The organism is Pseudomonas sp. JC1203 (assembly GCF_056175065.1).
In genome coordinates this window covers 81772-106066 of sequence record NZ_JBWCAM010000011.1, presented here as the reverse complement: position 1 = coordinate 106066, position 24295 = coordinate 81772, and the positions used below count along the sequence as shown (strand labels likewise).

Genomic DNA, 24295 nt, shown 5'->3' with positions numbered 1-24295 from the left:
GGGTGCCGGAGTGATGTACGCAAGCGCAAGCTTCGCACTCGACAGCTTCCAGATCGGCGATGTGCTGGTTGAGCCGAGCATGACCGTGGGCGCGGCGTATCTCTATGACAGGAATCAGGCCTTTGGTGGCCGCACCAGCAGTTCCGGGCTGACAGTGGATCGCACCTCCAGCCGCTTCGAAGGCTTCGTGCTGCCGGGGTTCAAACTCATCGGACCACAAACCAGCATCGGCACCTTCTTTGGCGGCGTGTCGGCGGTAGGGGCGATGACCCGCGGCGGCAGCGACGCCGCCGGGCTGACCCATGACGACCCGGAACGCATCAGCCTGGAGCAGGCCTATGTAGGCTGGAAAAGTGCTGACCTGTTCCCGTCCTTGGGTAAAGACGCGATCACGCTGAGTGCCGGTCGCCAGAATTTCATGATCGACAATGGGTTCCTGATTGGCGACGGTCATCTAGACCAGGGCAAGGATGGCGCTGCCTGGATCGGCCCGCGCACCGCGTTCAGCAACACCCTGATCGCCCAGTTGAACACTGGCAAGGTGCACGCAGATCTGTTTGACCTGCGCGCCAACGAAAACATCGACTACCTGGATTACAAGGAACACCTGCGCCTGCGCGGCGCCAACCTTGAGTGGCGCGACACGTGGGGCACCCTGGGTGCCACTTACTACCATACCCTGGATGTCGACAACGCCGCGCGTAACGGCGTTGATGTGTACGACCTGCGCGCCAAAGGTACGCCATTCAGCGCGGTGCCGCAATTCACGGTGGCGGGCGAATACGTCTGGGAACGCGGTGGCGATGACCACAAGGCGGCCCACGGCTGGTATGCCCAGGGTAACTACGCCTTCACTGACCTGCCGTGGACACCGATCATCAGCTATCGCCGCACCCAGTATTCCGACGACTACGACCCAATGACGTACGGGTACGGCGGCGAGTACGGCACCTGGTACCAGGGTGAGATCGTGGGTGAATACATGCTGTTCAATACCAACCTGGACATCGACATGCTCAAGTTGGCGTTGCAACCGCAAAAAGAGGTGGGGTTGGGCTTGATCGGCTATCACTACCGCCTTGAGAACGCCAACACCAATGGTGTCACCAGCCGCGACTTCGGCAATGAGGTGGACCTGTACGCCAACTGGACGGTCACCCCGACCATCACCGTCAGCGCACTATACGGCATGGCCTTGCCGGGCGATGCAGCGAAGCAGATGTACGGCGACAACAACCGTTCCAGCCTGTTTGAAACCAGTGTCACCTGGAGCTTCTGACATGGCCACTGTTCCCCGGCTTTTTGGCTAACAGGCATCGCCATGGGGCATGACGGCATGCTCTATTCCTTGCCATCGCGGGAACTGATCGCCGACGCCGTGGAATACATGGTCAACGCGCACTGTGCCGATGCGTTGGTGTGCATCTCCAATTGCGACAAGATCACCCCCGGCATGCTGATGGCGGCCATGCGCCTGAATATCCCCACGGTGTTCGTCTCCGGTGGGGCGATGGAAGCGGGCAAGGCCGTGGTCAAGGGCAAACATCAGTCCCTGGACTTGATCGACGCAATGGTCATCGCGGCCGACGACGCCTACAGCGATGAGGAAGTGGCAGCGGTGGAGCGGGCCGCGTGCCCCACCTGTGGGTCCTGCTCGGGCATGTTCACGGCCAACTCGATGAATTGCCTGACCGAGGCCCTGGGGCTGGCGTTGCCGGTTAACGGCACGGTGCTGGCCACTCACGTTGATCGCGAAGGCCTGTTTCGGCAAAGCGGCCGCCTGATCGTCGAGTTGGCCAAGCGTTGGTATGAACAGGACGATGTCGGCGCACTGCCGCGCAACATCGCCAGCCGTGCGGCTTTTTTCAACGCCATGAGCCTGGACATCGCCATGGGCGGTTCGACCAATACCGTATTGCACTTGCTGGCGGCCGCGCGCGAGGGCGGTGTGGATTTCAGCATGGCCGACATCGACCGGCTATCTCGAAAGGTACCCTGGCTGTGCAAGGTGGCGCCGGCCAGCAATGAAGTGCACATCGAAAACGTGCACCGGGCTGGGGGCATCATGGCCATCCTGGGCGAACTGGACCGCGCCGGCTTAATCGACACCGGTGTCCCTGTGGTGTACGCCGCCACGCTGGGGGACGCGCTGGAGCGCTGGGACATCGCGCGCAACCCCGTGGCAGAGGTCAGTACCTTTTACCGCGCCGCGCCAGGCAATGTCCGCACCCAGCGGGCGTTCAGCCAGGCGCAACGTTGGCAAAGTCTCGACACCGACCGGTCAGCGGGTGCAATTCGCTGCGCCGCGCAGGCATTCAGCAAGGACGGTGGCCTGGCAGTGCTGTTTGGCAACTTGGCGCCAGAAGGTTGTATCGTGAAAACCGCCAGTGTGGACCCCTCGATGCTGGTGTTCGAGGGCCGGGCAATAGTGTTCGAAAGTCAGGAAGCCGCCGTGGCCGGGATCCTGGGTGACCAGGTTGCACCGGGCGATGTGGTGGTGGTCCGCTATGAGGGACCCAAAGGCGGGCCGGGCATGCAAGAGATGCTGTATCCCACCAGCTACCTCAAATCGAAGGCGCTGGCCAAGCGCTGCGCCTTGTTGACCGATGGCAGGTTCTCCGGCGGCAGCTCCGGGCTGTCCATAGGCCACGTCTCGCCTGAAGCCGCGGAGGGTGGGCTGATCGGGTTGGTAGCATCGGGGGATTTGATCAGGATCGACATTCCTGGTCGCTGCATTGAACTTTTGGTAGATGAGCTGACGTTAAGGGCGCGTTATCAGGCAATGGTCAGAAAGGGGGAACGTGCCTGGCTGCCGGAGGCGCGCGAACGAACGGTGTCGCCAGCGCTTCAGGCATATGCGGCGCTTACGTCGAATGCAGCGCGCGGCGCGGTGCGTGACGTGGCGCAACTGCAGCGGCGTCCTCTGTAACCGCTGTCGCCAGGCTGCGCGGGCCTGAGGGTGTGCTGAGGGCTGCAGCGTGAACACGGGCCAGCACAGGTTGCGGTATCGGCTTGCGTGATGTGTGTGGCGGTGGGGCCGTCCAGCGGTGTGGAATCAGCACTGTGGGTGTGCTCTCAACACACTCAACATGGCTTTTTCCAGCACCGTGCATGTCACCCGATAGGCGACTGGAGCGGGATTCCCCTGTGGGCAAGGAGAGGACATGAGCATCAATCAACTGCCCAGACATACCACCTACCAACCCCGGCTGGAGCTGTTCAACATGCCCACGGCGCACATAGCGGCGCGCAACTGGCGCAATCGCGCGAAGAGATCTGCCTCGACATGGCGACGATGACCATGAGTTGGGCATTCGCCGGCGTGCTGGACCGTCCGGGGCTTGATCTGGCAACCCGCTAGCTGACCATCATCGCCAGCTGTGTCATGACAGATCCAGGGCTTCGAGGCCCAGGCGGCGCATGCTGGCGTCGAACGCTCGCAAAGGTTTTGACCATGTCGGAGGGCATTACTCCTAAACTCGCAACTAAGGCTAGGGGCATGGGGCGCAGTGCGCTTGCTTTGGCCCGCTTTCTGAATGCCTGCGGTTTGAGGCCCGCTAAGCGCGATTTTCATACAGTCCAACCAAGGGGTGGCATCAGTGACTATAGTTATGCCTTATTAGTCTTATGTCGCCCTGAGCTATCCATGTAACTTCTCTGCCTAGCGTTGTTGGGTTAAATCTGAGCTTAAAAGCTTTGTCTTAAATGTCTGCCAGGAAGGAAGTTGGGAGAGTATGGCAAGGAATCTGATTAATGAAGCTTCATCGCTTCCACATGCTTGGCGATCGCGTATTCTAGGCACTACGAGAGGGGCCAATCTTAAAATAATCCGGATGGATGTGAATGGTATTCCCTATGAAACCCATAATGGATTTGATGAGGCCCTGCTCCTCATCGACGGGCAGATGATTCTTGAAATCGAAGGCGAGACGATAGCCATGCGCGCGGGGGATTTTCAGGTGGTTCCTGCCGGTAAACGGCACAGGGTACTCAAAGGAAGCTACGGGACGCTTTTCTTGGTCGATGCACAATGATCTTTAACAATGATGCCGGGATTCTGAAGGTGCGCTCGCTGGCCGAGTTCGTCGACAAAGATGTCTACTACGCGCACCGGATTGATATCCGTGACGTAATCGTCGAGGCTTTCGGGAAGCAAGGTGCTTTTGGCCTCGATGTTCACCTTGAATAAAGCGCTTCATGGGGGATCCCTGCGATAAAATCATCGGAAATCATAGCAACGGTTCGCGGAGGTGTTTTTATACACCCTGGGCCGATAGCTGACACTCTAGCTGTCTCAGGTGCTGTTCCGGAATTAGGCCAGCTGTCGTAGGCCCAAACCCAGAATCAGGCCGCCGCACAGGCGGTCAATCATTTTCCGCGCTTTCTGATACGCCGAAGCGATCCTTGACTGCGATAATGCTAGCGCAACCAGCCCATACCAAGTAACTGAAACGATCACTACGACGGTTAACATTGAAGTAAAGGTGATGGCCGAGACGTGAGCGAGAGCGGCTGCTGAAAAGACGGCTGCGTAAAAGGCTATGGATTTCGGATTACCGATGTTAGTGACGACCCCCTGCCAGAAGGCATTTCGCAGGCTGCGAACCGAGTTCTCGTCTGCCTGTAAGTCGCGATGCTTGCCTGCGTTCAGGATAAGGCGTACGCCAAACCACATCAGATACGCTGCACCCAGTATCTTCACGATCAGCACCGCCCAAGGGAAGGCAGCAAATATAAGCCCTAAGCCCGTAATCGCGCAGCCCGACCAGAGCAGGTTCACGACCACTATGCCTGCGACTAATGCCAGCGCCTCAGACCGTGTCGCGGCAACTGCCTTGTGAACAACGGCGATGAAGTTAGGCCCCGGAATGACCACCCCCGCCAGGTAAACCCAGAAAACGGTGAGTACCGCAGTACTGTCGAGCATTTCGATCCCTCGTCGCCCCTATCGTGCCTCGATGGCTGGTTGAAGATTTGCTTACGCCGGTTGTCGTGAAAGCAATGATGCTATCGGGTAGAGGCGAGGGCAGCCAGGCACAGATTCTATCTTTAATTCCCATACAGTGGCCACTGTGCCCAGTAGCACCCAGCCTGTTTGGGTCGTCAGGCTCGCTACAGCAGCCAGGAACGCCTCACTGGTATCAGTCCGCGTTCGAGCCATTGCGGATGGCCAGCCGCAGCACTGTAGCCGCTGACCCAGGCTGCGCTGGCCCTCGACCACACTGCAGATGTTTTTTTGGCGTACTCAGGGCCAGCGCAGCCTCGCGGCAGCGGCTACAGTGCGTGGCCGAGTCCTAGCCGTCGGGGGGGAACGGCAGCTTCGATTGGATCACCGCAAGGCTCCGCCAACCTGGCGAATCGTGAATTACCGTCTCGATGCAAGCTGGGAGGGGCTGAGCCCTGTCCAGTGCTTGAAGGCTCGACTGAACGAACGCGCTTCGGAAAATCCCAGGCGCTGCGCCGCTGCTTCGACACTGAGGTGCTGGCGCTCAAGCAATTCGATGGCATGGTCTTTTCGCGACTCATCGAGCAGCTGCTGGAAGCTGCTGCCTTCCTGTTGTAGATAGCGATGCAAAGTCTGCGGTGAGACGCACAGATGCGCGGCTACGTCGGCTAGCCTGGGTACCCCTGCCTGGCGCTCGAACGTCTGATTGAATAATCCACGAACTCTGTACGTCCATGAGTCGTGGCCATCAGGCCAACCCAGTATGCCCTGACCGATGATTCGCTCGACATTCGCGTGCCATTCGCCACGTGTTCTCACAATGGAGGCCGTCCAGTAATGGGCACTCAGCACCAGCGCATTATGACTGTGGCCGTCGCTCCAGCTGGGGCGGATGTAGCTGAGTAGGCGGTCACAGGTGGGGGCTTCCGAGCACGTGGAATATAACTCCTTGAGTGCGATCCTTCGGCCGATGACCCAGCTGAATAGATTATGCAAATACAACAACCAGTAGTCGCCAAGAAAACCCAGCGGATCTCGGTGGCCGTCGGTGACCTCTAACGCAATTTCCAGTGTATCGCCGTGTAGCGTGTAACTCAGGCGCAAGTCGTCAGTGACGATCCTCATGAAGTTGCAGGCCTGCTCCAGCGCGGCCCCCAGCGTGGCACACCCCAAGATCAAATCAACCATCATGGCGCAGGTGCCGTGGCGAGCAGGGCGCGAGGTGAGCCCGAAAAATTCATCGTCCAGCGTTTGGGACGTGGCTCTCAGCAGGCGTGCGAACTGATGGGCATCCATGGGGGCGCCAGCCCTTCCCACCTGCGCCAGGGTGCGCACCTTGGCATCATCCCCCAGGTCGCGACGTACCCCGGCCAGCAATTGATGGGCTGCATGGCGGTAGTCCCTGAGTGGGGCTAAGCACAGCTTCTTACCGTCAGGCATGGTCGGCGCCGAAAATTAGTGAGCTAAAAAGTGGTTTTATGTCCTTCATGCCCTGTTCCCACTTGGGGATAGTCGATATCGACGCTGGCGAAGCAAAGCATCGCCAGCAGCCGTACTTAAACAACAAGAGAATAACGCATGAACACCGAGCTCAGTAGTCAGCACCTTGAGTTTCGCGATCGGGTGCGCGCATACATGACCGAGCAGATGATGACGGCCGACTTCGAGGCCGAGCTCCAACAGCCCAGCCTCGCCCACGGCGGTGGGCCCGTGTACTGGCGCAAGCTCAGGCAGCTGGGCGACGATGGCTGGATAAAACTGTCGTGGCCCAGAGACCTGGGCGGTGAGGGGGCCGATCCTGTCGAGCAGTACTTGCTGGTCGAAGAAGCCAAGCGCGCGGGGTTTCCCTGGCCAGCACTTTCGGCCAACTCGATTGGACCCATGGTCGCCCGCCACGCCCGGGGCGCGTTCAGGGACAAGGTGGTGACCGAGATTCTGGAGGGCTCGGCCTATCTGGCCATCGGTTATTCGGAGCCTCAAGCCGGGAGTGATTTGGCAAGTCTGCGTACTCGCGCTGTACGTGATGGCGATGACTGGGTGATCAACGGCCAGAAAATCTGGACCAGTTGTGCTCAGTTCAGTCAGTACATCTGGCTGGCGGCGCGCACCGACCCGGATTTGTCCAAGCGTCACAAGGGCATAACCCTCTTCCTTGTTCCCACTGACACCCCCGGCTTTTCCTGTACCGTCATCCACACCATGGGTGTGGACACCAGCGCGACGTATTACCAGGACGTGCGGATACCTGACGCTTATCGCGTTGGCGAGATAAACGGTGGCTGGCCGTTGATGACCGCGCAGTTGAATCTGGAACGCCTCTCCCTGGTCAACTATGGCTACGTGACCTTGCTTTATGATCAGACTCTCACCCTTCTGCGCAGCCACCCCGACTTCATGCACTTGCTTGAACAACCCTGGGTGCAACGCAATCTCGCGTTGGCCAGGGCCAGGCTCGAGGGGCTGAAGATGCTTTGCCGCAAAGCCTTGTGGGTCATGAGCAATGGCGGCAGCGGAATGGTCGAAGCCTCTGTGACCAAAGTATATGGCTCGCAACTTTACGTGGAACTGGGCCGGCTCATGATCGAGATTCTCGGGCCCCAGGCCTTGTTGCGCGAAGGCGCGGATGTGCTTGCCAATGGCTTGATCGAAAAGTGGTACCGCAAAGGAAGCGTGCAGACCTTTGGCGGCGGTGCCAACGAAATTCAACGTAACATCATTGCGCATGCCGCACTGGAACTACCTCGTTAGGAGCTGGCCATGGATTTTTCCCTTACAAGTACCCAGCAGGAACTGGCTGAGCTGGCGTCGAAGATATTTACCCACGAGTGTGATCAGACTCGTCTGCGGGCACTTGACAACAGCGGCTACCACGACTTCCCACTGTGGCAGACCCTGGCGCAGGCAGGGTTGTTGGGCATCGGCCTGGAGGAGCGGTATCAAGGTCTCGGCGAAGGGTTTGAGACAGTGTGCGTATTGCTCGAACATGCGGCGCGAGCGGCAGCTCCGGTGCCGTTGCTGGAAGCCTTGATAGGCGGGGCGATGCCAATCCAGACGCTGGGCACGGCTGACTGCCTGATGGCGCCATTGACAGCATTGGCGCGAGGGGAGGGCATAGTTACCCAGGCGCTTGCCGAACCTGGCCAACCCGACCCCCTCGCAGCAAAGGCAACTGCCACCCGGTCAGGTGAGCACTGGAGCGTGACGGGGCAAAAGTCGCGGGTGGCATTGGCCGACCAGCCCGGTATCTGTTGGACCTTGGCGCGTTACCAGGAGGGAGTGGGTGTGTTCGCCTTTGACCTCAAGGCGCCTGGCATTGATCTGCAGCGCCACACCGGCACTTCAGGTGAATACGTATTCAATCTCGCGCTTGACGGCGTGTCGGCCACTTTGCTGGTTACGGCAGCGCAGACAGCTGAGTTTGTCCGCCAGGCCCAGTTGTACCAGCGGGCGGCCGCAGTCGCCATGGCGTGTGGCGTCTGTGCAGAAATGACCCGCATGGGCGCCATGTACAGCCGGGAGCGGCAGCAGTTTGGCAAGCCAATCGGCAGTTTTCAGGCCGTGGCGCACGCTTTGGCCGATTGTCACATCGATACCGAATGCTTGCGCAGCCTCAAGGAACAGGCCGTGAGCCTGGTCGATACCGAGCCGCAAGGCAGCCAGACTGAAGAGGCCGTCCTGTGCGCCGCTATATTTGCCTGCGAGGCGCTCCATCGGGTCAGCCATGCCGTGCAGCAGGTTCACGGAGGTACAGGAGTAGATCGTGACTATCCGCTTTTCCGCTATTGCCTGCTGGCGAAAAAGTTGGAAATGTTGTTGGGAGGCCAGGCAGCGCTACTCGCCCGATTAGGTTCAACGTTGGCGGCATAGCCTGCTCGCCGCGGCGTGAGCCGCGGCGCCACCGGCGTCATGCCTTGTGAATCCAGCTGCGGTCAAGCTCGGCGATCGACGCGCAGCCGATCTGGGCCAATGTGCGACGGATGTCCCGGGTAAACAGCGCCATGACCTTTTCGCCGCCCGAAGGGCCAGCGGCCGCGCAGCCATACAAGAAACTGCGGCCGCTGAAGACGAAGTCGGCACCCAGTGCCAGAGCCTTTATTACATCTTCTCCGCTGCGTACGCCACTATCAAACAGTACTTTGGCGCATCCACCCATTTCGCTCACAATGTCTTCCAGGCAGTCCAAGGCCGCCGGCGCAGATTCAAGCTGACGTCCCCCGTGATTGGATACCCAGATGCCATCGGCACCACATTCGACACACTGCCGAGCATCTTCAGGGGTCAAAATACCCTTGACTACCAGATAGCCGGGCCACACGCAACGCAGATCCTGCAGGTCGTTCCAGCAAAGATCCTGTTTGGTTTGCCGCGCCAGGGCCTGCAGCACGGGATTGCCACTGCCGCTGCCGATCAACGGGCTCAGGTTTTCAAAGCTTGGCGCAGCATGTCTCAGCCACTGCCATAACCAGCGAGGCCGGCTAAGCGCCGATCCGGCCGCCCCCAGGCTCAGGCGAAAGGTTGCAACGCCAAAACCGTTGCGGGCATCGCGGTTGCGGTTAGGGGCACTCGACAGATCTGCCGTGACAACCAGCACCTTTACCCCGGCATCCCAGGCTCTCTTCAACAATGACTGGTTCAGCACGCTGTCATTGCGCGCGTAGAGTTGGAACCAGGTCATCGAAGGGGCGAGATCAGCCAGTTTGTCGACGCTCAAGTTCGCCAATGTACTGTTCACCACGGGGATTGCGTAGCGATCGGCCAGCTGCCCCAAGACCTGATCGGTCCCCGGCCAGATGAGATGGTTCATCCCGGTGGGTGCTATCCCGATGGGCCAAGCGTACGTTTGATCAAACAACGTGGTCTGCGTGTTGACCTTGCCTGCATCCAGGCCCCTGAGGTAGCGGGGCTTGAGCAGTACTCGATCAAAGGCGTGGATGTTGCGCTGTACGCCTGCATCTTCTCCGGCACCGCTGTCCAGGTAATCAAAGGCAAACCCGGGGATCCTGCGGTGAGCCAAGTGCGCAAGGTCAGCGATGGTGCAGGCTCGGGCCAGGGTCATTCGGCTCATTTCACGCCACCGGGCTCATACCGCCATCCACATTGATAGCGCTACCGGTAATAAACGACCCTGCCTCGCTCGCCAGAAAGCACGCCAGGTCAGCAAACTCTTGAGCCGACCCTGCACGTTGCAGTGGAATACCCAGGCTGATGGCTTTTTCCCGCAGATAGTCTTCGTAGCTCTGGTGACCGCCGTTGGCCGCATAGCCCCGCCGGAACTGATCGCTTTCAATGATACCGATGGCCAGTGCGTTGACTAGTACGTTGAAGGGGGCACATTCACTTGCAAGCGCCTTGGTCAAGGCCATGACTGCCGCCCGACTGACACTGGTGGGCGCGGTGTTGGCTCGCGGCGCTTTGGCAAACACGTTGATACTGTTGAGGATGCGCCCCCAACGTCGTTGCTTCATGCCAGGGAGCGCCAGCCTGGAGAAGCGGACAACCGAAAAAAACTTCAGGTCAAGGTCATGCTGCCATTGTGCATCGGACAAGGACTCGAACGCTCCGTGGGCGTGTTCCCCAGCGTTGTTGATCAGGATGTCGATTTTCTTGAAGTGGTCCTGGACCTGGGCGAAGGCTTGATCGATTTGCGTCGCCTGGGTGACATCGCAGGTCACGCCAAAGGCCGCACCCCGGGCGTGGCTGTTGAGTTGTTCAACTGCACTGGCCAGTTGTATCGGATCGCGAGCCACTATCGCGACCTGCGCGCCACTGCGCACCAGGCGTTCCGCTGTAGCGAAGCCCAGGCCTTTGCTGCCACCGGTGATCAGCGCAATACGGCCATTCATATCAATGTGCATGGTTAAGCTCTCCAGGGCCAGACGCGATGTTCAACACTCGACCGGGATTGAGGATGTTCAGGGGATCCAGGCTGTGCTTGAGCAGGTGCATCAGCGACAATTCCTGCGGAGTACGTGAATAATGCAGGTGCTCAACTTTGTTTTGGCCTACCCCATGTTCGGCAGCCATGGAACCGCCTACAACGCAGAGCGGTGGGTACAGCACGGCGCATAGCTGTTCGTAGGTCTGGGGTGGCATGGCCTTATCAAACCGCACGAACACATGCAGGTTGCCATCGGCGATGTGGCCAAATACCACCAACTCGGCATTCGCCCAGTGCTGATCGAGGGATTGCTGGATCGTTGTCAGGTAATCCGCCATGGCCGAAGGTGCAAGGCTGATGTCAAACACGTGCCAACTGGGTGCTTTCATGATCCACAAGACGCGTTCACGCACTTGCCACAGTGCCTCCCGCTGGGCTTGAGAGCTGGCGATGACTGCGTCATGAATCCATTCGTGGGTCAACGCCTGCTGCAGCACCGCCTCAAACAGCTCGCTATCCTGGCCCACCGAAAAGCCTTGGGTCTCCACGAGGACATACAGCGGATAGTCCGCAGACAGCGGCGCCGTATCCAGCGCTACCGCCCCTCGGTAGAAGGATTGCCACATGACTTCAAAAGCGCTGAGGTGCTCGGCGAAGTGCTTTTGGCAGTGCATCAGCAACGCGATCACTTGGTCGAAATCTGTTAACGCCAGCAGCGCCGTGTTGTGGCTGCTGGGTAGCGGACGCAGGCGCACGACGGCCCGGGTGACGATGCCCAGGGTTCCCTCGCTGCCAATGAACAGTTGCTTGAGATCATAGCCCGCGTTGTTCTTGAGCATGCGGTTGAGGGATGACACGACCGTGCCGTCAGCGAGCACTGCCTCCAGCCCCAGGACCTGGTCACGGGTCATGCCGTAGCGCAGCACCTGGCTTCCCCCGGCATTGGTGGCGATATTGCCCCCCAGGGTTGCCGAGCCACGACCGCCATAATCGACGCCGTATCCCAGGCCATAGGGCGCCAGCGTTTCATGGAGCGCTTGCAGTATGCAGCCAGCCTGCACTACCGCGAGGCTGGCGTGGGGATCAATTTGCTCCACAGCATTCATGCGTTCAGTGGAAATCGCGACTTCATTGGGATGGCTGAAGCCACCGCCGCCGCTTAGCCCGCCCAGCACCGTGACCGGTTGGCCAGCAGCGTGACAGCGCTTGAGAATGGCGCTGACCTGCTCGGTACTGGACGGGCGGAGCAGGCAGCGCACCTGTAGGGCCTGGCCTGGTCGGCTGGGCGCGACGCTGCGTTGTGCTGCCTGTTCGGCATCGAGGATGGCCGACGGTTCCAGTAGGTCCGCGAAATCACTGGCAGTGAGCACCTTCATCAGACTTCCTCCGGGAGGGTCAGCAACGGTGAGTCTGCAGCGTGCAGGTGACCCTTGCGTAGGCAGAAACGCGGGTGTAGCAGACGCTCGGTGATGACCTGGTCGTTGGCGGTATCGGTCAGGCGCCAACGCCCCCGCCAGTCATGCAGCACGGTGACATCGGCTGTGGCGCCGATGGCCAATGTTCCAACACCGTCGGTTTCTCGCAGAAAAATCCGTGCGGGGTTGCAGGTGGCCATGGGGACGATTTGCTCCAACGGCACGCCAAAGGCCATCAGCAGGTTCATGCCGGCCACTACGCCTGGAAAACCATTGAACCGCCCACGCCCGCCGGTGTTGATGTACGGGGCGGTCACCCGGGTGTTGTAGGCATGAATATCAGCGCCCAAGGTGTGTGGCAGGAACTGCTGCTCCACTCCATGGCGGAGCAGTTGAAAGTTGGTGGCCGCGCCATAGCCCAGGTCGATGTGGATCCCGCTGGCAATTGCATCGCGTACTAGTGACCGTACCGTGCCGTCAGCCTCGAAAAAACCGCCCAAGCGGTCGGTGTAGGCGTGGGCAAAGACGTCGCCTGCGCGCATGAAGGGCAAAATGGTTTCCAATACTCGGTGCGGCGCAAACTGGACGTGGATCTCCGGAGGCAAGCGCCAAAGCTCGCCCATGTGCACGTACAAAGGCACGTTGGCCTGGTCGGCGATACTTCGCACTTTGCAGATCGATGCGTCGCCGAACTTCAACAGGCTGGCCTGTTCGGCCCAGAATTTCATACCCTTGACAGTTTGTGGATGGCTTTCAAAGGCCTCCAGGCTGGCCTCCTCGTCAATGGTGCCCGGGGTAAACTGGTCAGGGTAGGAAAAACCACCGACGCCACCTGCTGCATAGGGCGCCAGAAAGGCGTGCACCCGGTTGGCCTTGGGCTTCACTACATACTCCAGGAAACCTGGCAAGGTCGCGGCACTCACCCCCCCTTGCTCGACCAGTGTAGTCACCCCCGACTGCACGCCGACCCAATCGGCATCCATACCTAGAACGCCGGTAATGTAGCGAAAAACATGGGCATGGGGATCAATGAGACCAGGCAGCACCAACTGGTCACGCACGTCCAGCACCGTCGCTTTGCCAGGCTCTATTTCAGCAGCGATGGCGGCAATGCGCCCGTTCTTGATGGCGAGGTCGAAAGGGCCATCAAGTTGGCTGGCAGGATCAATCACTCTGCCGCCTTTGAGTACCAGGTCGTAATCGGCATGCATGGGCGTACCTCTTCAGTTGTAGTTGTTGTCTGTTTCGGCTATTCATATTATTCATCTAACGGATTCTTACCTATCCGAGAATCCGTAAACGCGCAGCTTCATACAACGTTGATTTCCAATGTATTTTCCTCGGCGTTTGCGGATTGCTCCGGATTCGCTCAGGCATTGACGCAATGGAAGGGCACGGACATGCGGTACGTATTAACCCGCTTCACCCCTTCGGGCGATCCCGTCCCGGAAGGTATCCCCTTAGCCGATGCCGGGCAGGCGCTCGAACAATTTGGGCAATTGCGCAAACTGCCGCGGCAGGCGCGCTCCGAAGCACTGGTCGATGCCCTCAAACAGGCCGCGCGCAACTTGCTTGAAAGGGAAGGCCGCTCGGCCTTGACGTTGACGCGCTTGTCGGAATACGCGGGGGTTGGCGCCAGTTCGATCTATGAGTACTTCCCGAGCATGGACAGCCTGGTGGACGTGCTTTTCATCGACTATTGCGTTGAAGCTGGCAAGCGCATGCAGGCGGACATGCAAGCGTTACCCGTGGAAGCCGGGCTGTTCGAGGGAATTCGCTTGATCACCCGCCAGGCGCTGGCACTGCGCCGGCGCCTGCATGCCATCGACCCGGACACCAATGGCCGACAGGTACGCTATTACGAGGCCCTGCGCCTACTGCCCGCCGACATCCCCTACCAGCCGCCGGTCGATGGCGCAGCGCGCTTGTTGTTCAAGAGGTTCTGCGGGCCTATCGAAGGCGGTGCTGCGCAGAAGCGCCTGTACCTGTTCTGTCGCACCCTGCACTTGGTGGTGCGCACAATCGCCATTGAGCGTCCGCAGTACCTGGCCGACGACGACACCTTGATGACCATCGCGTCCATGCTGCACAACCTCTTTCTCCAGGGTGACAAGCCTGATGAGGCTATTGAGGGCCCAGTAAAACCGTGGTAATAATGGTAAAGGTATAAATCATACATACAATAATTATAGCGATATGATCGCGACACCCAGGAGATTGGGCCATGACTGATGCAGGACTGCCTGGAGCCAACACGGCTCACGGCCATTTCGATGTCATCGTGGTAGGGGCCGGTTTCGCCGGGCTTTACCTGATTCACCGTTTGCGCGAGCAGGGCCTGAGCGTTCGAGCCTTTGAGGCTGGCCACGACGTGGGAGGGACGTGGTTCTGGAACCGCTACCCTGGTGCCCGGTGTGACGTGGAAAGCGTGATTTATTCCTACTCTTTCTCCAAGGAATTGCAGGAGGAATGGCGATGGTCCGAACGCTACGCTACCCAAGGCGAAATTCTGGCTTACATCCAGCACGTGGCCGACCGTTTCGATCTGCGCCGTGATATTCAGTTCAACACTCGGGTGACTGAGGCGCATTTCCAGGAGGCCCAGGAGCGTTGGAGCGTGACGACCCAGGCAGGTCAACAGTTCAGCGCACGGTTCGTGATCATGGCCACTGGTTCGCTGACGGTGCCCAAACCCGTGGACATTCTCGGCCTGGATAACTTCAAGGGCACCTGGTACCACAGCACTCAATGGCCTGTCGACGGCGTGGACTTCACCGGCAAGCGCGTAGGGCTGGTGGGCACGGCCTCCACGGGGGTGCAGATGGCGCCCTTGATTGCCCAACAAGCCGCGCACCTCACGGTTTTCCAACGCACCGCCAACTTTGTCCTGCCTGCTGGCAACCGTCCGCTGACGGATGAAGAGCACGAGCGCTACCAGGCCCTCTACCCGCAGATTCGTGAACGTACTCGGTATTCAAACGGTGGATCTCATTACCAGTTCAACGACAAGTCCGCCCTGGTTGCCACGCCCGAGGAGCGGCAGGCTATCTATGAGGAGAACTACCGCATCAATGGCCTGGCCTTCCTGGGCTCGTTCAACGATCTGCTGGTCAATGAAGAGGCCAATGCGACGGCCGCGGACTTCGTGCGCAGCAAGATTCGCAGCATCGTCAAAGACCCGCAGGTGGCCGAAGCACTATGCCCCAACGACCACCCGCTGGGCGCCAAGCGCCTTTGCATTGGCAGCCAGTATCTGGAGACCTTCAACCGCGACAACGTCAGCCTGGTGAACCTCAAGCACACGCCTATCGAGCGCATCACGGAAGGCGGCGTGCAGACCTCCGATCAGGAAATTCCGCTGGACGTACTGGTGTTCGCCACTGGCTTCGATGCAATTACCGGTGCGCTCTCGCGCATTCATGTGACCGGCCGCGGCGGCCGGGCGCTTAAAGAAAAATGGCGTGATGGGCCGCGTTGCTACCTTGGCCTTGCCACCGCCGGTTACCCCAACCTGTTCGTTATGACCGGCCCCCAGAGCCCCGGCGCCCTGGCCAACGTGGTGGTGGGGATCGAACAGCATGTTGACTGGATCATGGACTGCCTGGGGTATCTGCAAGCTCAGGGCAAGACGCTGATTGAAGCGACGGTGGCTGCCGAAGACGCCTGGGTAGAAAAAGTCGCGGCGCTGGCGCAGTTGACCCTGCACCGCAAGGCCACCTCGTGGTACTCGGGTGCCAACGTGCCCGGCAAACCGCGGGTATTCATGCCGTTCGTGGGGGGCTTCGGTAATTACCGGCGCTTCTGTGACGCGGTGGCGGCCAATGGGTATGAGGGGTTCACCTTGACGGGGGCATTGATCCCAACGGCCGCTGCTCAGGAGGTGGGAGCATGAGCGGGACCATTCTAATCACTGGTGCCGCCAATGGTATCGGCAAAGCCACGGCCGCTATGGCTCAGGCTCGCGGCTGGCGGGTGTTACGTGCCGACCTGCATGAAGGCGACGTCGTGGCCGACCTGTCGACTGCGCAGGGGCGAGCATCCCTGGTCGATCAGGTAAACGCCTTGGCTTGCGAAGGCCTGGATGCAGTTATTACCTGCGCCGGCATGCTGCTTTCCAATACCACCAGCGCCGGCCTCAATTATTTTGGTTCAGTGGACATCCTTGAGGGATTGCAGCCGCTACTGCTCAAGTCAAAGGCACCAAGGGTAGTGCTGGTGTCTTCACGCATGGCGTATTCGGGTGGTGATGACCGCGCTTTGGTCGACTTCTACCTGGCAGGCAATGAAGTCGCGGCGCTGCAACGGGCGGAGGACCTGATGGCCAGGGCCGCAGCGCAGAGCGAAAGTCGCCTGGTCAACCAGCGCACGCCTGTGGGCATTTATGCCAGTAGCAAAGTTGCCCTGATCCGCTGGGCGCGCCGCGCCGTCGTCAGTCCGCGTTGGGGTGGCAGCGGCATCATCGTCAATGTGGTGGCGCCTGGCTATATCGAAACCGAGGCAGGACTAGCACTCAAGGACCACCCCGTGCGTGCCCAAGTGGTGCGTGATATGCATCCGCAGGTGCTTGGGCGCTACGGCAAGCCTGAGGAAGTGTCCGAACTGATGTTATGGCTCTCCAGCCCAGCCAATAGCCTGATGGTCGGGCAGTTTCTGAGCATTGATGGTGGCACCGAAGTATTGGAACGGGGAGAAGAGCATTGGTAGACCATCAATGTGGCGAGACCTGTAGGTCATCGCAGTGTAAAGGCACGACCGCTCGTAGCATGCACGCCGCAATCTTGCACGGGCGCCATCACATTACAGTCCAGAAGATTGATGTCCCCACGCCCGGACCGGGCGAAATACTCCTCAAGGTGGAGCGTGCAGGTATCTGCGGCAGCGATTTGCACGTCGTTCAGACGGATAAGGCCCAGGCTGCGGTTTTAGGCCATGAGTTCGCCGGAACTGTCGCCGAGCTAGGGGCCGGCGTTGAGCGCTTCAGTTTGCATGACGGTGTCTGCAGTTTGCCCCTGATGGGCTGCGGGCGCTGCCTGCAGTGCTTGGGGGGCGATCCAGCGCATTGCCCTGGCACCCGAATGATTGGCTTGAACATGCCGGCCAATGGCGCATTCGCCGAGTATGTGCTGGTTGGCGAGAAAGAAACCTTCCTCCTGCCAGCCGGAGTTGATTCAGCCCTAGGCGCTTTGGTCGAACCGTTGGCCGTGGGGCTGAAAATGGTCGAGGTCGCGGCCTGGAAACCAGGCGAAAGCTTGGTGGTACTGGGTGCAGGACCGGTTGGCTTGGCCGTGGTGGTGTGGGCGCGCGCGTTGGGCATCGGTGACATTGTGGTCAGTGATCCAGTGCAGGAGCGTCGTGACCTAGCTCTCACATTGGGCGCCACGGCCGTGTGTGACCCATTGACGGACGATCTGGCATCGTTTTGTTCGCGCGAACTGGGCGGGGCGCCCGAGTTGGTGATTGAATGCATCGGTCGCCCTGGTAGCCTAGATCTGGCCACCGCATTGACCCGGCGCGGCGGGCGGGTGGTGATTGGCGGCTTGCACATGCATGAGGAGTCCACTCGACGGATCATTCCGTTTCTCAAGGAATTGCGTATCCTCTATTGCATGATGTACGAAGCCCGGCACTTTAGTTACACCCTGAAGATGCTCGCCCAGGGGCGCATCAATCCTCGGCCCATGATTACCCATGAAATCAGTCTGGGTGAGTTGCCCGCGACTATGGCCGCGCTGGCCCAGCCCAATGCTTTCGGCAAGATTCTAGTGTCGCCAGGGCGCGTGCGAGGATAGAGAGGCCTTTACGGTAGTTCTGCCCTCCAATTGGCCGGTAGGGCTGACAGCGTGGATATAGGATAGGTTGCTGAGCATGGCTGACATCGGCCAGTCATCATGTGATGACTGGCCGGCCGCGAGATGACTGTTGGGTTCAAAACCTACTTAGCGGTTTTTCCACACGGGTTTGCGCTTTTGTGCGAATGCAATGGCGCCTTCGAACCTGTCTTCGCTGTTGACCACCCGGTCGATTGCCTTGAACGGCACACGCACCGAGTCCAGCTCACTGGCGTAGCGGGACTGCTCATTGAGCAGCTGTTTGGACAGGCGGATCGAGTTGGGGGAGCATTCCAACAGCTCCTCGGCAAGTGCTCGCGCACCCTCCAGTGCCTTGCCCGCGGCGGTCAGACGGTTCACGAAACCCAGCTGGCGAGCTTCTTCAGCCCCCACACGACGGCCCGTGAGGATCATCTCCATGGCTTGTTTGTAGGGAATCTGTCGGGTCAGCCGCTGCAAGCCTCCGGCACCTGCCAGCAACCCCACGCGCACTTCGCTCAAGGCAAACTGCGCCTGACTGTCGGCTACCACCAGGTCACTGGCCAGGGCTATCTCGAAGCCGCCGCCCATGGCATAGCCATTGACCGCGCAAATTACCGGCTTTTCGCGGTTAAGGCGGGCGGTCAAGCCACCAAAACCATTGCGTGGCATCCACATTCGGCGCCCGGTAGAGGCGGCCTTGAGGTCATTGCCGGTGCAGAAGGCTTTGTCACCAGAACCGCTGATGATCGCTACCCAGAGCGTGCTGTCGGCCTCGAAGGCGCTGAAGATCTGGTCCAACTCGTCATTGGCTTCAGGAATCAACGCATTGTTGACCTCCGGCCGATTGATCTGAATTTCCAGGACGGCACCGCGACGTTCGACCTTCACGTAGGTGTAGTGCGGTTGTAGGGTCAAAGGCGTCTTGGGGACGTGCTCATCGAGGGCCAGTTGGCTGATCGCAAAGCGGTTGACACCCTGCCAATGGCGCAGGGTCACGGGAAGGTCGAAACCGTCCTGCTCAACAAAGGCGCGAACCGTCAATTCATCCCCTGGGGCACTGTTGGCCACGAAGCGCTCGCCGGTAGTGTCGAGGCGGCCGATCACTATCACCTCTCGGGGCCCGGACTTGTCGTGGAGCACGGTGTAGCTTTCCACGTGGCCCCAGCCGTGTGGATCGAGGGTGAAGGCGGGCGCGGGCAGTGCATTGACCCGCGCCTGGAGGGTGCTGCTGTCGCAGGCATGCCAGGCTTTAGGCTTCGTGGAGTAGACGCCCACGGCATGGGTGGACAGAAAACCGCCGTTGGCCCCCAGCAGTCCAAACGAACCCGGGTCGGCGCGTAACCGATGCACTAGCTCCACAAGCGCGTGGCTGGAGTAGTTGTTGCCGGGCCCGCCAAAGTACGGCAGGCCTCCAGTAACGGTCAGTCCACGCGGATCATCAGCTTCGATGCCCAATGCATCGAGGGCACTGAACACCGCGATAGGGAAGCAGCTATAAATATCTAAGTAGCAAATCTGTTCAATGCTGACGTTGGCTTCCTGCAGCGCCTGCTCATAGGCCAGTGCCATTGCGGTAGAGGCGCCCAGGTCCTGGCGTTCCAGTACCTGACGTTCGTCCAGCGCGCTGTAGCCATGTAGGTACACCCACTTATTCTCGCTCACGCCGAGCGCCCGAGCCTGGCCCACCGTGGTCAGCACCAAGGCGGCGCCTAGGTTGACCTGGTCGCGTGCTACCACCGCAATGGGGTGCGGGTCGGCGATCATGCGGTTATCCGGGCCCGGGGTAGCAATGCTTGTGGCGGTCCAGTCCTTCTTGCTCGAAGCATGGGGATTGGCCTTGGCCACCTTGGCAAACGGCGCCATCAGATCTCCCATCTGCTCGGCATATGCCTGGCGATCAAGCCCCAGGCGCCGGCGACGGGCCTGCTCCAGCAAGGGGTAGACGGTGGTGGGCATGATCAAGTTCTGGTCGTTCATGTGCTTGGTGCGCATGGCGCCCACGTTCCAGTGACGGTCTTCCAGCGCCTGTTCATGGTGTTCGGACCAGTTCAGTTGCTGGCCTGCGGCTTGTGCGGCCCGTTGTGTTGAAGCGGCTTCGCCGCCGCACAGCAGCGCCATGCGCAGCTCGCCTTGGGCCAGGCGTTCGCAGATTTCCCCTATCAGCTTTTGCGGTTCATCACCGCAGGCGGGCGAGTACACGTGCAGGGTCGGCTCAAGGCCAAGGCGCGCGGCAACGGCGGCCGGGACGTTATCAGGTGAGCCAAAAGGAGCGCGCTGAGGTCGTAACGGCGCCGGTGCCGAGTCGGCCACGGTACGGATGGCGTAGACAGCATCCACATGGGGCGCCAAAGCGGCTAGCGATAGGGCATCATCGCAGGCGGCCCTGGCGGCTTCGGCCGCCAGCGCCGTGGGTGACCACTGGTGGTAGCCTGGGTCTTCGAGGCGTTCACTGATCTGGCCAACGCCAATGATGATCGGGGTCTGGTCGTCAGGAAGGTTCACGCTCACGGGGCAATCCTTATGAGTTTTCATGATGTCAGGCCTTGGCTGCCAGCTGTGTTTGGTCTTCCAGGTGGCCATCGGCAATCAGGCTGTCGATTTCAGCGCGCGATAACCCCAGCAGCCGTGCAGCCAGCTCACGGGTGTGTTCGCCCTGGTAAGGTGCGGGGCGCAAGGGCGGTGATGGTATGTGCAGCGAGTGAGCAAGCTGGCTTTCGGTCGGCAGGGGGGCGGGTAGCCCGGGGTGCTCCAGAGTGGCGATAAATTGCCGGTGGGTCAGCTGCGGATCGTCGCGATATTCGCTCAGTCGGAGCATGAAACCCGCGCTGATCCCCTGCGCTTGGGCCTGTTGCATCACCTCTCGTGAACTCAAGGCTGCCGTCCACGCGCCAACGGCCTGGTCCAGGCGCTCGCGTTGCTGTACTCGGCCTTGGGCTGTGCTCAGGGTTGGATCGTCGAGCAGATCCTGGCGGCCCATCAAATTCGCCAGCGACTGCCATTGACCATTGTCCTGCACGCTGACCGCACACCATTGATCCTCGCCGGCGCAGCGGTACACGCCATGAGGCCCGCAGTGCGCAGAGCCATTGCCGTGCAGCGCGAATGCACCCGGTTGCAGAGATTCGTGCAGAAACGGCTCGGCATTGGCATTGAGGAATATCTCGGCCTGGGACACGCTAACAGTACCGCCCAGGCCAGTGCGCTCGCGGCGGATCAACAAGGCGAGCACTCCGCACACCCCGACTCGGGCCGCCAGGTGGTCGGGGTAAATCGTGACCCCATCGGCGAAATAATCAGGTATCTGCGGGTCGCGCCATAGCCAGGCCAAGCCAGTGCTGGCGCGTACGAGCGGGCCATAGCCAAGCGTACGGCTCTGCGGCCCGGTATTGCCCATGGCACTGCTGTCGAGCATCACCAGCCGTGGGTTGATGGCTTTGAGCACGTCATAACCCAGTCCCAGTGATTCCAGCGTGCCAGGCTTGAAGTTGGACAGCAGTACGTCAGACTTGGCCACCAGTTGCTTGAAAAGCCGCCTGCCGGTGTCACTGCGCAGGTTGATGCCCATGCTTTGCTTGTTGCGGTGGCCTTGGGCGATGGAGGGGGTGATAGGCTCACCGGTCAAGGATTGCCGTCCGCCGTCCGGGAAGGCGCGGTTCTCTACCTTGATGACTTCCGCGCCCTGGTCAGCCATCAATCGGCCGGCTTCGGCCCCAGCGACGATGACACCCAGGTCAAGCACACGAATGCCTTCCAGCGGGCGACGCTTGAAGGTGGGAGAAAAGCTTTGGCTGGCTGGCGCGCGCGGTGCCGCGACATGGGCAGCGAAAAGGTCTGTGGCGTGAGCGTTGAGCGCTGGCGCGGCTTGACGCGGCCCGGCCCGTTGGCCGTCGATTTCCAGATAGCCGGAAGCGATTTGGCCGACCTTGCCATCAGCCAGGTGGAAGGGCTGGAAGCTGCCTCGGGCAGTAAAATGTTCATCAGCCAGCACTTGGCTTGGCGTCGCCACCACCGCGATGGGCACGCCGCGCCGTTGTCCTTCGGCAAGCAATTCTTGCGTCGTGGCATCTCGAAACAGTGTTGCGCAAAGCGCGTTGATCTGCGGGGCCACCGCCATGCGCTTGGCGATATTGGAATATTGTGGGTCGCAGAATGGGTGGTCATCGCCGAGCCAGTCGCGCAATGCTTCCCATTGCCTTGGGTTCAGTGCGCACAGGCGCATGTGCCCGTCCTTGCAGGCAATGATGGGGTACAGTGGCACTGCTGGCGGACGGCCGTGGGGCGTGGAGTCGAGCGCCGACTTGCCAGCTGCGGCGCTGCCGGTTACGCCCAGCCCTGGGTCCAGAACCTGGGCAATGGCTTCCTGAATGGAAAAGTCCAGGTGGTCGCCAACGCCGGTCTGCAACCGTTGCCAATGACCCAACAGCGCCACCCAGGCGGCCTGAATCGCCGCCGATTCCCAGCAAAGCTTTCCGGGCGGCAATACCGGCGTCTCGCCCGGTTTCCCGGAACGGCAGAGGACGCCGGAAAGGGCCGCGTGCACGGCGTGGCTAGCCTGGTAGTCGCCATACGGACCGCTGGCGCCAAAGTCGCTGATGGACAACAGCAGCAAGTCCGGCTTGCGTGTGCGTAGCACGTCAAATCCGAGCCCCAGTTGGTCCAGGGTCTGGGGGCCGCTACCATCGACCAGCAGGTCGGCGCTATCGAGCAACTGCTGGAAGCGCGCTTTTCCCTCGGGGGTGTGCAGGTCCAGCACCAGGCTTTGCTTATTGGCGTGGTGGGTCATGAAGTCCAGACTGGCCGAGCCGACCAGTGGCGCAGCCCGGCGTTGAGGCAAGCCCTGCGGTGGTTCAATCAGAATCACCTGGGCGCCAAGGTCGGCGAGCAGACGTGCTGCCGTGTCGGTCTTGCCATTGGCCAGCTCGATGACACGCATGCCCTCCAAGGGCATGGCGGAAAGGGGCGGTGTAGCATCTTGGCGCATAGTGTGTCCCATCCTCGAATGGTGGAATGTTATTGTTTTCGCGCGACCTTAATCAGATATATCATTGTGACTGTTTTGCGGCAATGCTTTCATTGCCGCGTGGCAGTCAAGCGCTCAGGACGCGTTGGGTTTCCGTAGCTACCTCCTGGGGGTCGATGTTAAACATGCGCGCCGCATTCAGGCCCAGCACTGCGGCGCGGTCGTGCTCGGTGAGCTCGGGCACCTGGTCGAACATGCCGGCTACCAGTTCCCGGGAGTAGGGGAAGGTACCTTCGCTGTGCGGGTAGTCAGTGGCGAAGAGGAAGTTCTCGATGGTCAGGCCTTTGAGTGTCAGCAGACAGCCCAGATCGTTCTGGAACGAGCAATGCACCTGGTCGCGCACGATCTGGCTAGGTTTGCGCGACAGCTTGGGTTGAATTGAAGGGGCATGGCCTTCGTACACTTCATCCATGCGCTCGGCCAGGCCCAGCAACCAGCCTGCGCCGGCTTCCACGAAGAGGATATGGGCATCAGGATTGCGGTCCAGGATGCCGCCCCCAACCAAAGCCGAGATCACATCGATGGCATCGTTCATTTGTCGTGCGTAATTGAACAGTGCCGCGCCGGGGCCGCGAATGGCGCGCAGGTTAACGTTGCCGGTGCCGGTATGAAAAACCATGGGCACCTTGGCAGCGGCGCACAGGGCGAAGAATTCGTCCCAGGCCGGATCGTTGTAACGCGGAGCCGACTCCAGTCCCGCCGGCGGCATCATCACGGCCTTGTAGCCCATGCCTATCACGCGCTTGAGCTCGGCGATGCCGTCTTCCAGTGTCACCAGGGGAATGATGGCTGCGGGAATGAGGGTAGAGCGGATACCATCCAGATACTCCCATGCCCAATCGTTGTACAACTTGCACGCTTCCCGGGCGGCGTCGCGATCGGGGATGCGTGACACCAGCAGGCCCAGGCTTGGAAAAACCAGCTCGGCGTCGACGCCGTCGCGCTGCATGTCGGCAAAACGCAGCTTGAGGTCACGCGCGCCCAGGCGACGCACGTCCAGATCGTTGGAGTCGCCGACCTTGTGCGCATGGAAGTCCAAGGGAATCTTGAAGATCACGTTTTCCCCCAGTCGGTTCAGGCGCATGCGCTTGGCTTCGTCCAGGGCAACGTTGGGGGCCCAGTGTTGCAAGTGCTCTGGCAGGCCCTTGGTGAACAAGTCCGGGGGTTCGACGATATGAGCATCGCAGCTGAAGATGAATGGCCGCATCATGAATATCCTTGTTGTTG

General features: G+C 60.3%; 18 protein-coding genes and 2 pseudogenes. 10 read left to right on the top strand and 10 right to left on the bottom strand.

Features of this window, described 5'->3' with window-relative positions:
* The first annotated feature begins 13 nt into the window (after positions 1 to 13).
* The 4 genes and pseudogenes from AC0SZ7_RS17595 to AC0SZ7_RS17580 all read left to right on the top strand — a co-directional run bounded on the left by AC0SZ7_RS17595 (position 14) and on the right by AC0SZ7_RS17580 (position 4034).
* Complete coding sequence (locus tag AC0SZ7_RS17595) at positions 14 to 1279, top strand: alginate export family protein (protein WP_475505573.1); 1266 nt, start codon at positions 14 to 16, stop codon at positions 1277 to 1279.
* Positions 1280 to 1312: 33 nt separating this feature from the next.
* A pseudogene (gene ilvD / locus AC0SZ7_RS17590) lies at positions 1313 to 2929 on the top strand (dihydroxy-acid dehydratase); the annotation flags it as partial.
* Between the two features lie 235 nt (positions 2930 to 3164).
* Positions 3165 to 3299, top strand: coding sequence for a hypothetical protein (locus AC0SZ7_RS17585; protein WP_475505572.1), 135 nt, complete (start codon positions 3165 to 3167; stop codon positions 3297 to 3299).
* A gap of 435 nt (positions 3300 to 3734) precedes the next feature.
* A complete protein-coding gene (locus AC0SZ7_RS17580) occupies positions 3735 to 4034 on the top strand; it encodes a cupin domain-containing protein (RefSeq protein WP_475505571.1) in 300 nt (99 codons plus the stop codon).
* A gap of 44 nt (positions 4035 to 4078) precedes the next feature.
* Here AC0SZ7_RS17580 and AC0SZ7_RS17575 read toward each other — a convergent pair.
* The 3 genes and pseudogenes from AC0SZ7_RS17575 to AC0SZ7_RS17565 all read right to left on the bottom strand — a co-directional run.
* Positions 4079 to 4199 (bottom strand): annotated as a pseudogene (locus AC0SZ7_RS17575) (hypothetical protein); the annotation flags it as partial.
* Between the two features lie 113 nt (positions 4200 to 4312).
* Entirely contained in the window at positions 4313 to 4927 is a 615-nt protein-coding gene (locus tag AC0SZ7_RS17570; protein ID WP_475505570.1) for a LysE family translocator, read from the bottom strand.
* Positions 4928 to 5365: 438 nt separating this feature from the next.
* Positions 5366 to 6385 carry an AraC family transcriptional regulator gene (locus AC0SZ7_RS17565; protein ID WP_475505569.1) on the bottom strand — a complete coding sequence of 340 codons (1020 nt, stop codon included), beginning with the start codon at positions 6383 to 6385 and terminating at the stop codon, positions 5366 to 5368.
* 138 nt (positions 6386 to 6523) lie between these two features.
* Here AC0SZ7_RS17565 and AC0SZ7_RS17560 point away from each other — a divergent pair, with 138 nt between their 5' ends.
* Positions 6524 to 7693, top strand: coding sequence for an acyl-CoA dehydrogenase family protein (locus AC0SZ7_RS17560; protein WP_475505568.1), 1170 nt, complete (start codon positions 6524 to 6526; stop codon positions 7691 to 7693).
* A 9-nt stretch (positions 7694 to 7702) separates the two neighbouring features.
* A complete protein-coding gene (locus AC0SZ7_RS17555) occupies positions 7703 to 8812 on the top strand; it encodes an acyl-CoA dehydrogenase family protein (protein WP_475505567.1) in 1110 nt (369 codons plus the stop codon).
* A gap of 37 nt (positions 8813 to 8849) precedes the next feature.
* Here AC0SZ7_RS17555 and AC0SZ7_RS17550 read toward each other — a convergent pair whose 3' ends face one another.
* The 4 genes from AC0SZ7_RS17550 to AC0SZ7_RS17535 are packed head-to-tail and all read right to left on the bottom strand — an operon-like array spanning position 8850 to position 13449.
* A complete protein-coding gene (locus AC0SZ7_RS17550; RefSeq protein WP_475505566.1) occupies positions 8850 to 10010 on the bottom strand; it encodes an alpha-hydroxy acid oxidase in 1161 nt (386 codons plus the stop codon).
* Position 10011: 1 nt separating this feature from the next.
* Positions 10012 to 10800, bottom strand: coding sequence for an SDR family oxidoreductase (locus tag AC0SZ7_RS17545; protein WP_475505565.1), 789 nt, complete (start codon positions 10798 to 10800; stop codon positions 10012 to 10014).
* On the bottom strand, positions 10790 to 12199 hold the full coding sequence (locus AC0SZ7_RS17540; protein ID WP_475505564.1) for an FAD-binding oxidoreductase: 1410 nt from the start codon (positions 12197 to 12199) through the stop codon (positions 10790 to 10792). The genes AC0SZ7_RS17545 and AC0SZ7_RS17540 overlap by 11 nt, the downstream gene beginning before the upstream one ends.
* Entirely contained in the window at positions 12199 to 13449 is a 1251-nt protein-coding gene (locus AC0SZ7_RS17535; protein WP_475505563.1) for an amidohydrolase family protein, read from the bottom strand. Before AC0SZ7_RS17535 ends, AC0SZ7_RS17540 begins: the two co-directional genes overlap by 1 nt.
* Positions 13450 to 13638: 189 nt before the next feature.
* Between AC0SZ7_RS17535 and AC0SZ7_RS17530 the strand changes: the two genes are divergently transcribed.
* The 4 genes from AC0SZ7_RS17530 to AC0SZ7_RS17515 all read left to right on the top strand — a co-directional run bounded on the left by AC0SZ7_RS17530 (position 13639) and on the right by AC0SZ7_RS17515 (position 18027).
* Positions 13639 to 14391, top strand: coding sequence for a TetR/AcrR family transcriptional regulator (locus tag AC0SZ7_RS17530; RefSeq protein ID WP_475505562.1), 753 nt, complete (start codon positions 13639 to 13641; stop codon positions 14389 to 14391).
* A 71-nt stretch (positions 14392 to 14462) separates the two neighbouring features.
* Entirely contained in the window at positions 14463 to 16130 is a 1668-nt protein-coding gene (locus AC0SZ7_RS17525; RefSeq protein ID WP_475505561.1) for a flavin-containing monooxygenase, read from the top strand.
* Positions 16127 to 16942, top strand: a complete 816-nt coding sequence (locus AC0SZ7_RS17520; protein ID WP_475505560.1) for an SDR family oxidoreductase — start codon at positions 16127 to 16129, stop codon at positions 16940 to 16942. Before AC0SZ7_RS17525 ends, AC0SZ7_RS17520 begins: the two co-directional genes overlap by 4 nt.
* 59 nt (positions 16943 to 17001) lie before the next feature.
* Complete coding sequence (locus tag AC0SZ7_RS17515) at positions 17002 to 18027, top strand: zinc-dependent alcohol dehydrogenase (RefSeq protein WP_475505559.1); 1026 nt, start codon at positions 17002 to 17004, stop codon at positions 18025 to 18027.
* Positions 18028 to 18174: 147 nt separating this feature from the next.
* On the opposite strand, the gene AC0SZ7_RS17510 is transcribed toward AC0SZ7_RS17515, so the two are convergent.
* From AC0SZ7_RS17510 to AC0SZ7_RS17500, 3 genes are all read right to left on the bottom strand, one after another.
* Positions 18175 to 20556 carry an enoyl-CoA hydratase-related protein gene (locus tag AC0SZ7_RS17510; protein WP_475505558.1) on the bottom strand — a complete coding sequence of 794 codons (2382 nt, stop codon included), beginning with the start codon at positions 20554 to 20556 and terminating at the stop codon, positions 18175 to 18177.
* Positions 20557 to 20584: 28 nt separating this feature from the next.
* Complete coding sequence (locus AC0SZ7_RS17505) at positions 20585 to 22981, bottom strand: CaiB/BaiF CoA transferase family protein (RefSeq protein WP_475505557.1); 2397 nt, start codon at positions 22979 to 22981, stop codon at positions 20585 to 20587.
* Positions 22982 to 23135: 154 nt separating this feature from the next.
* Positions 23136 to 24278: an amidohydrolase family protein gene (locus tag AC0SZ7_RS17500; RefSeq protein WP_475505556.1), complete on the bottom strand. Its 1143-nt coding sequence runs from the start codon at positions 24276 to 24278 to the stop codon at positions 23136 to 23138.
* Positions 24279 to 24295: the final 17 nt, after the last annotated feature.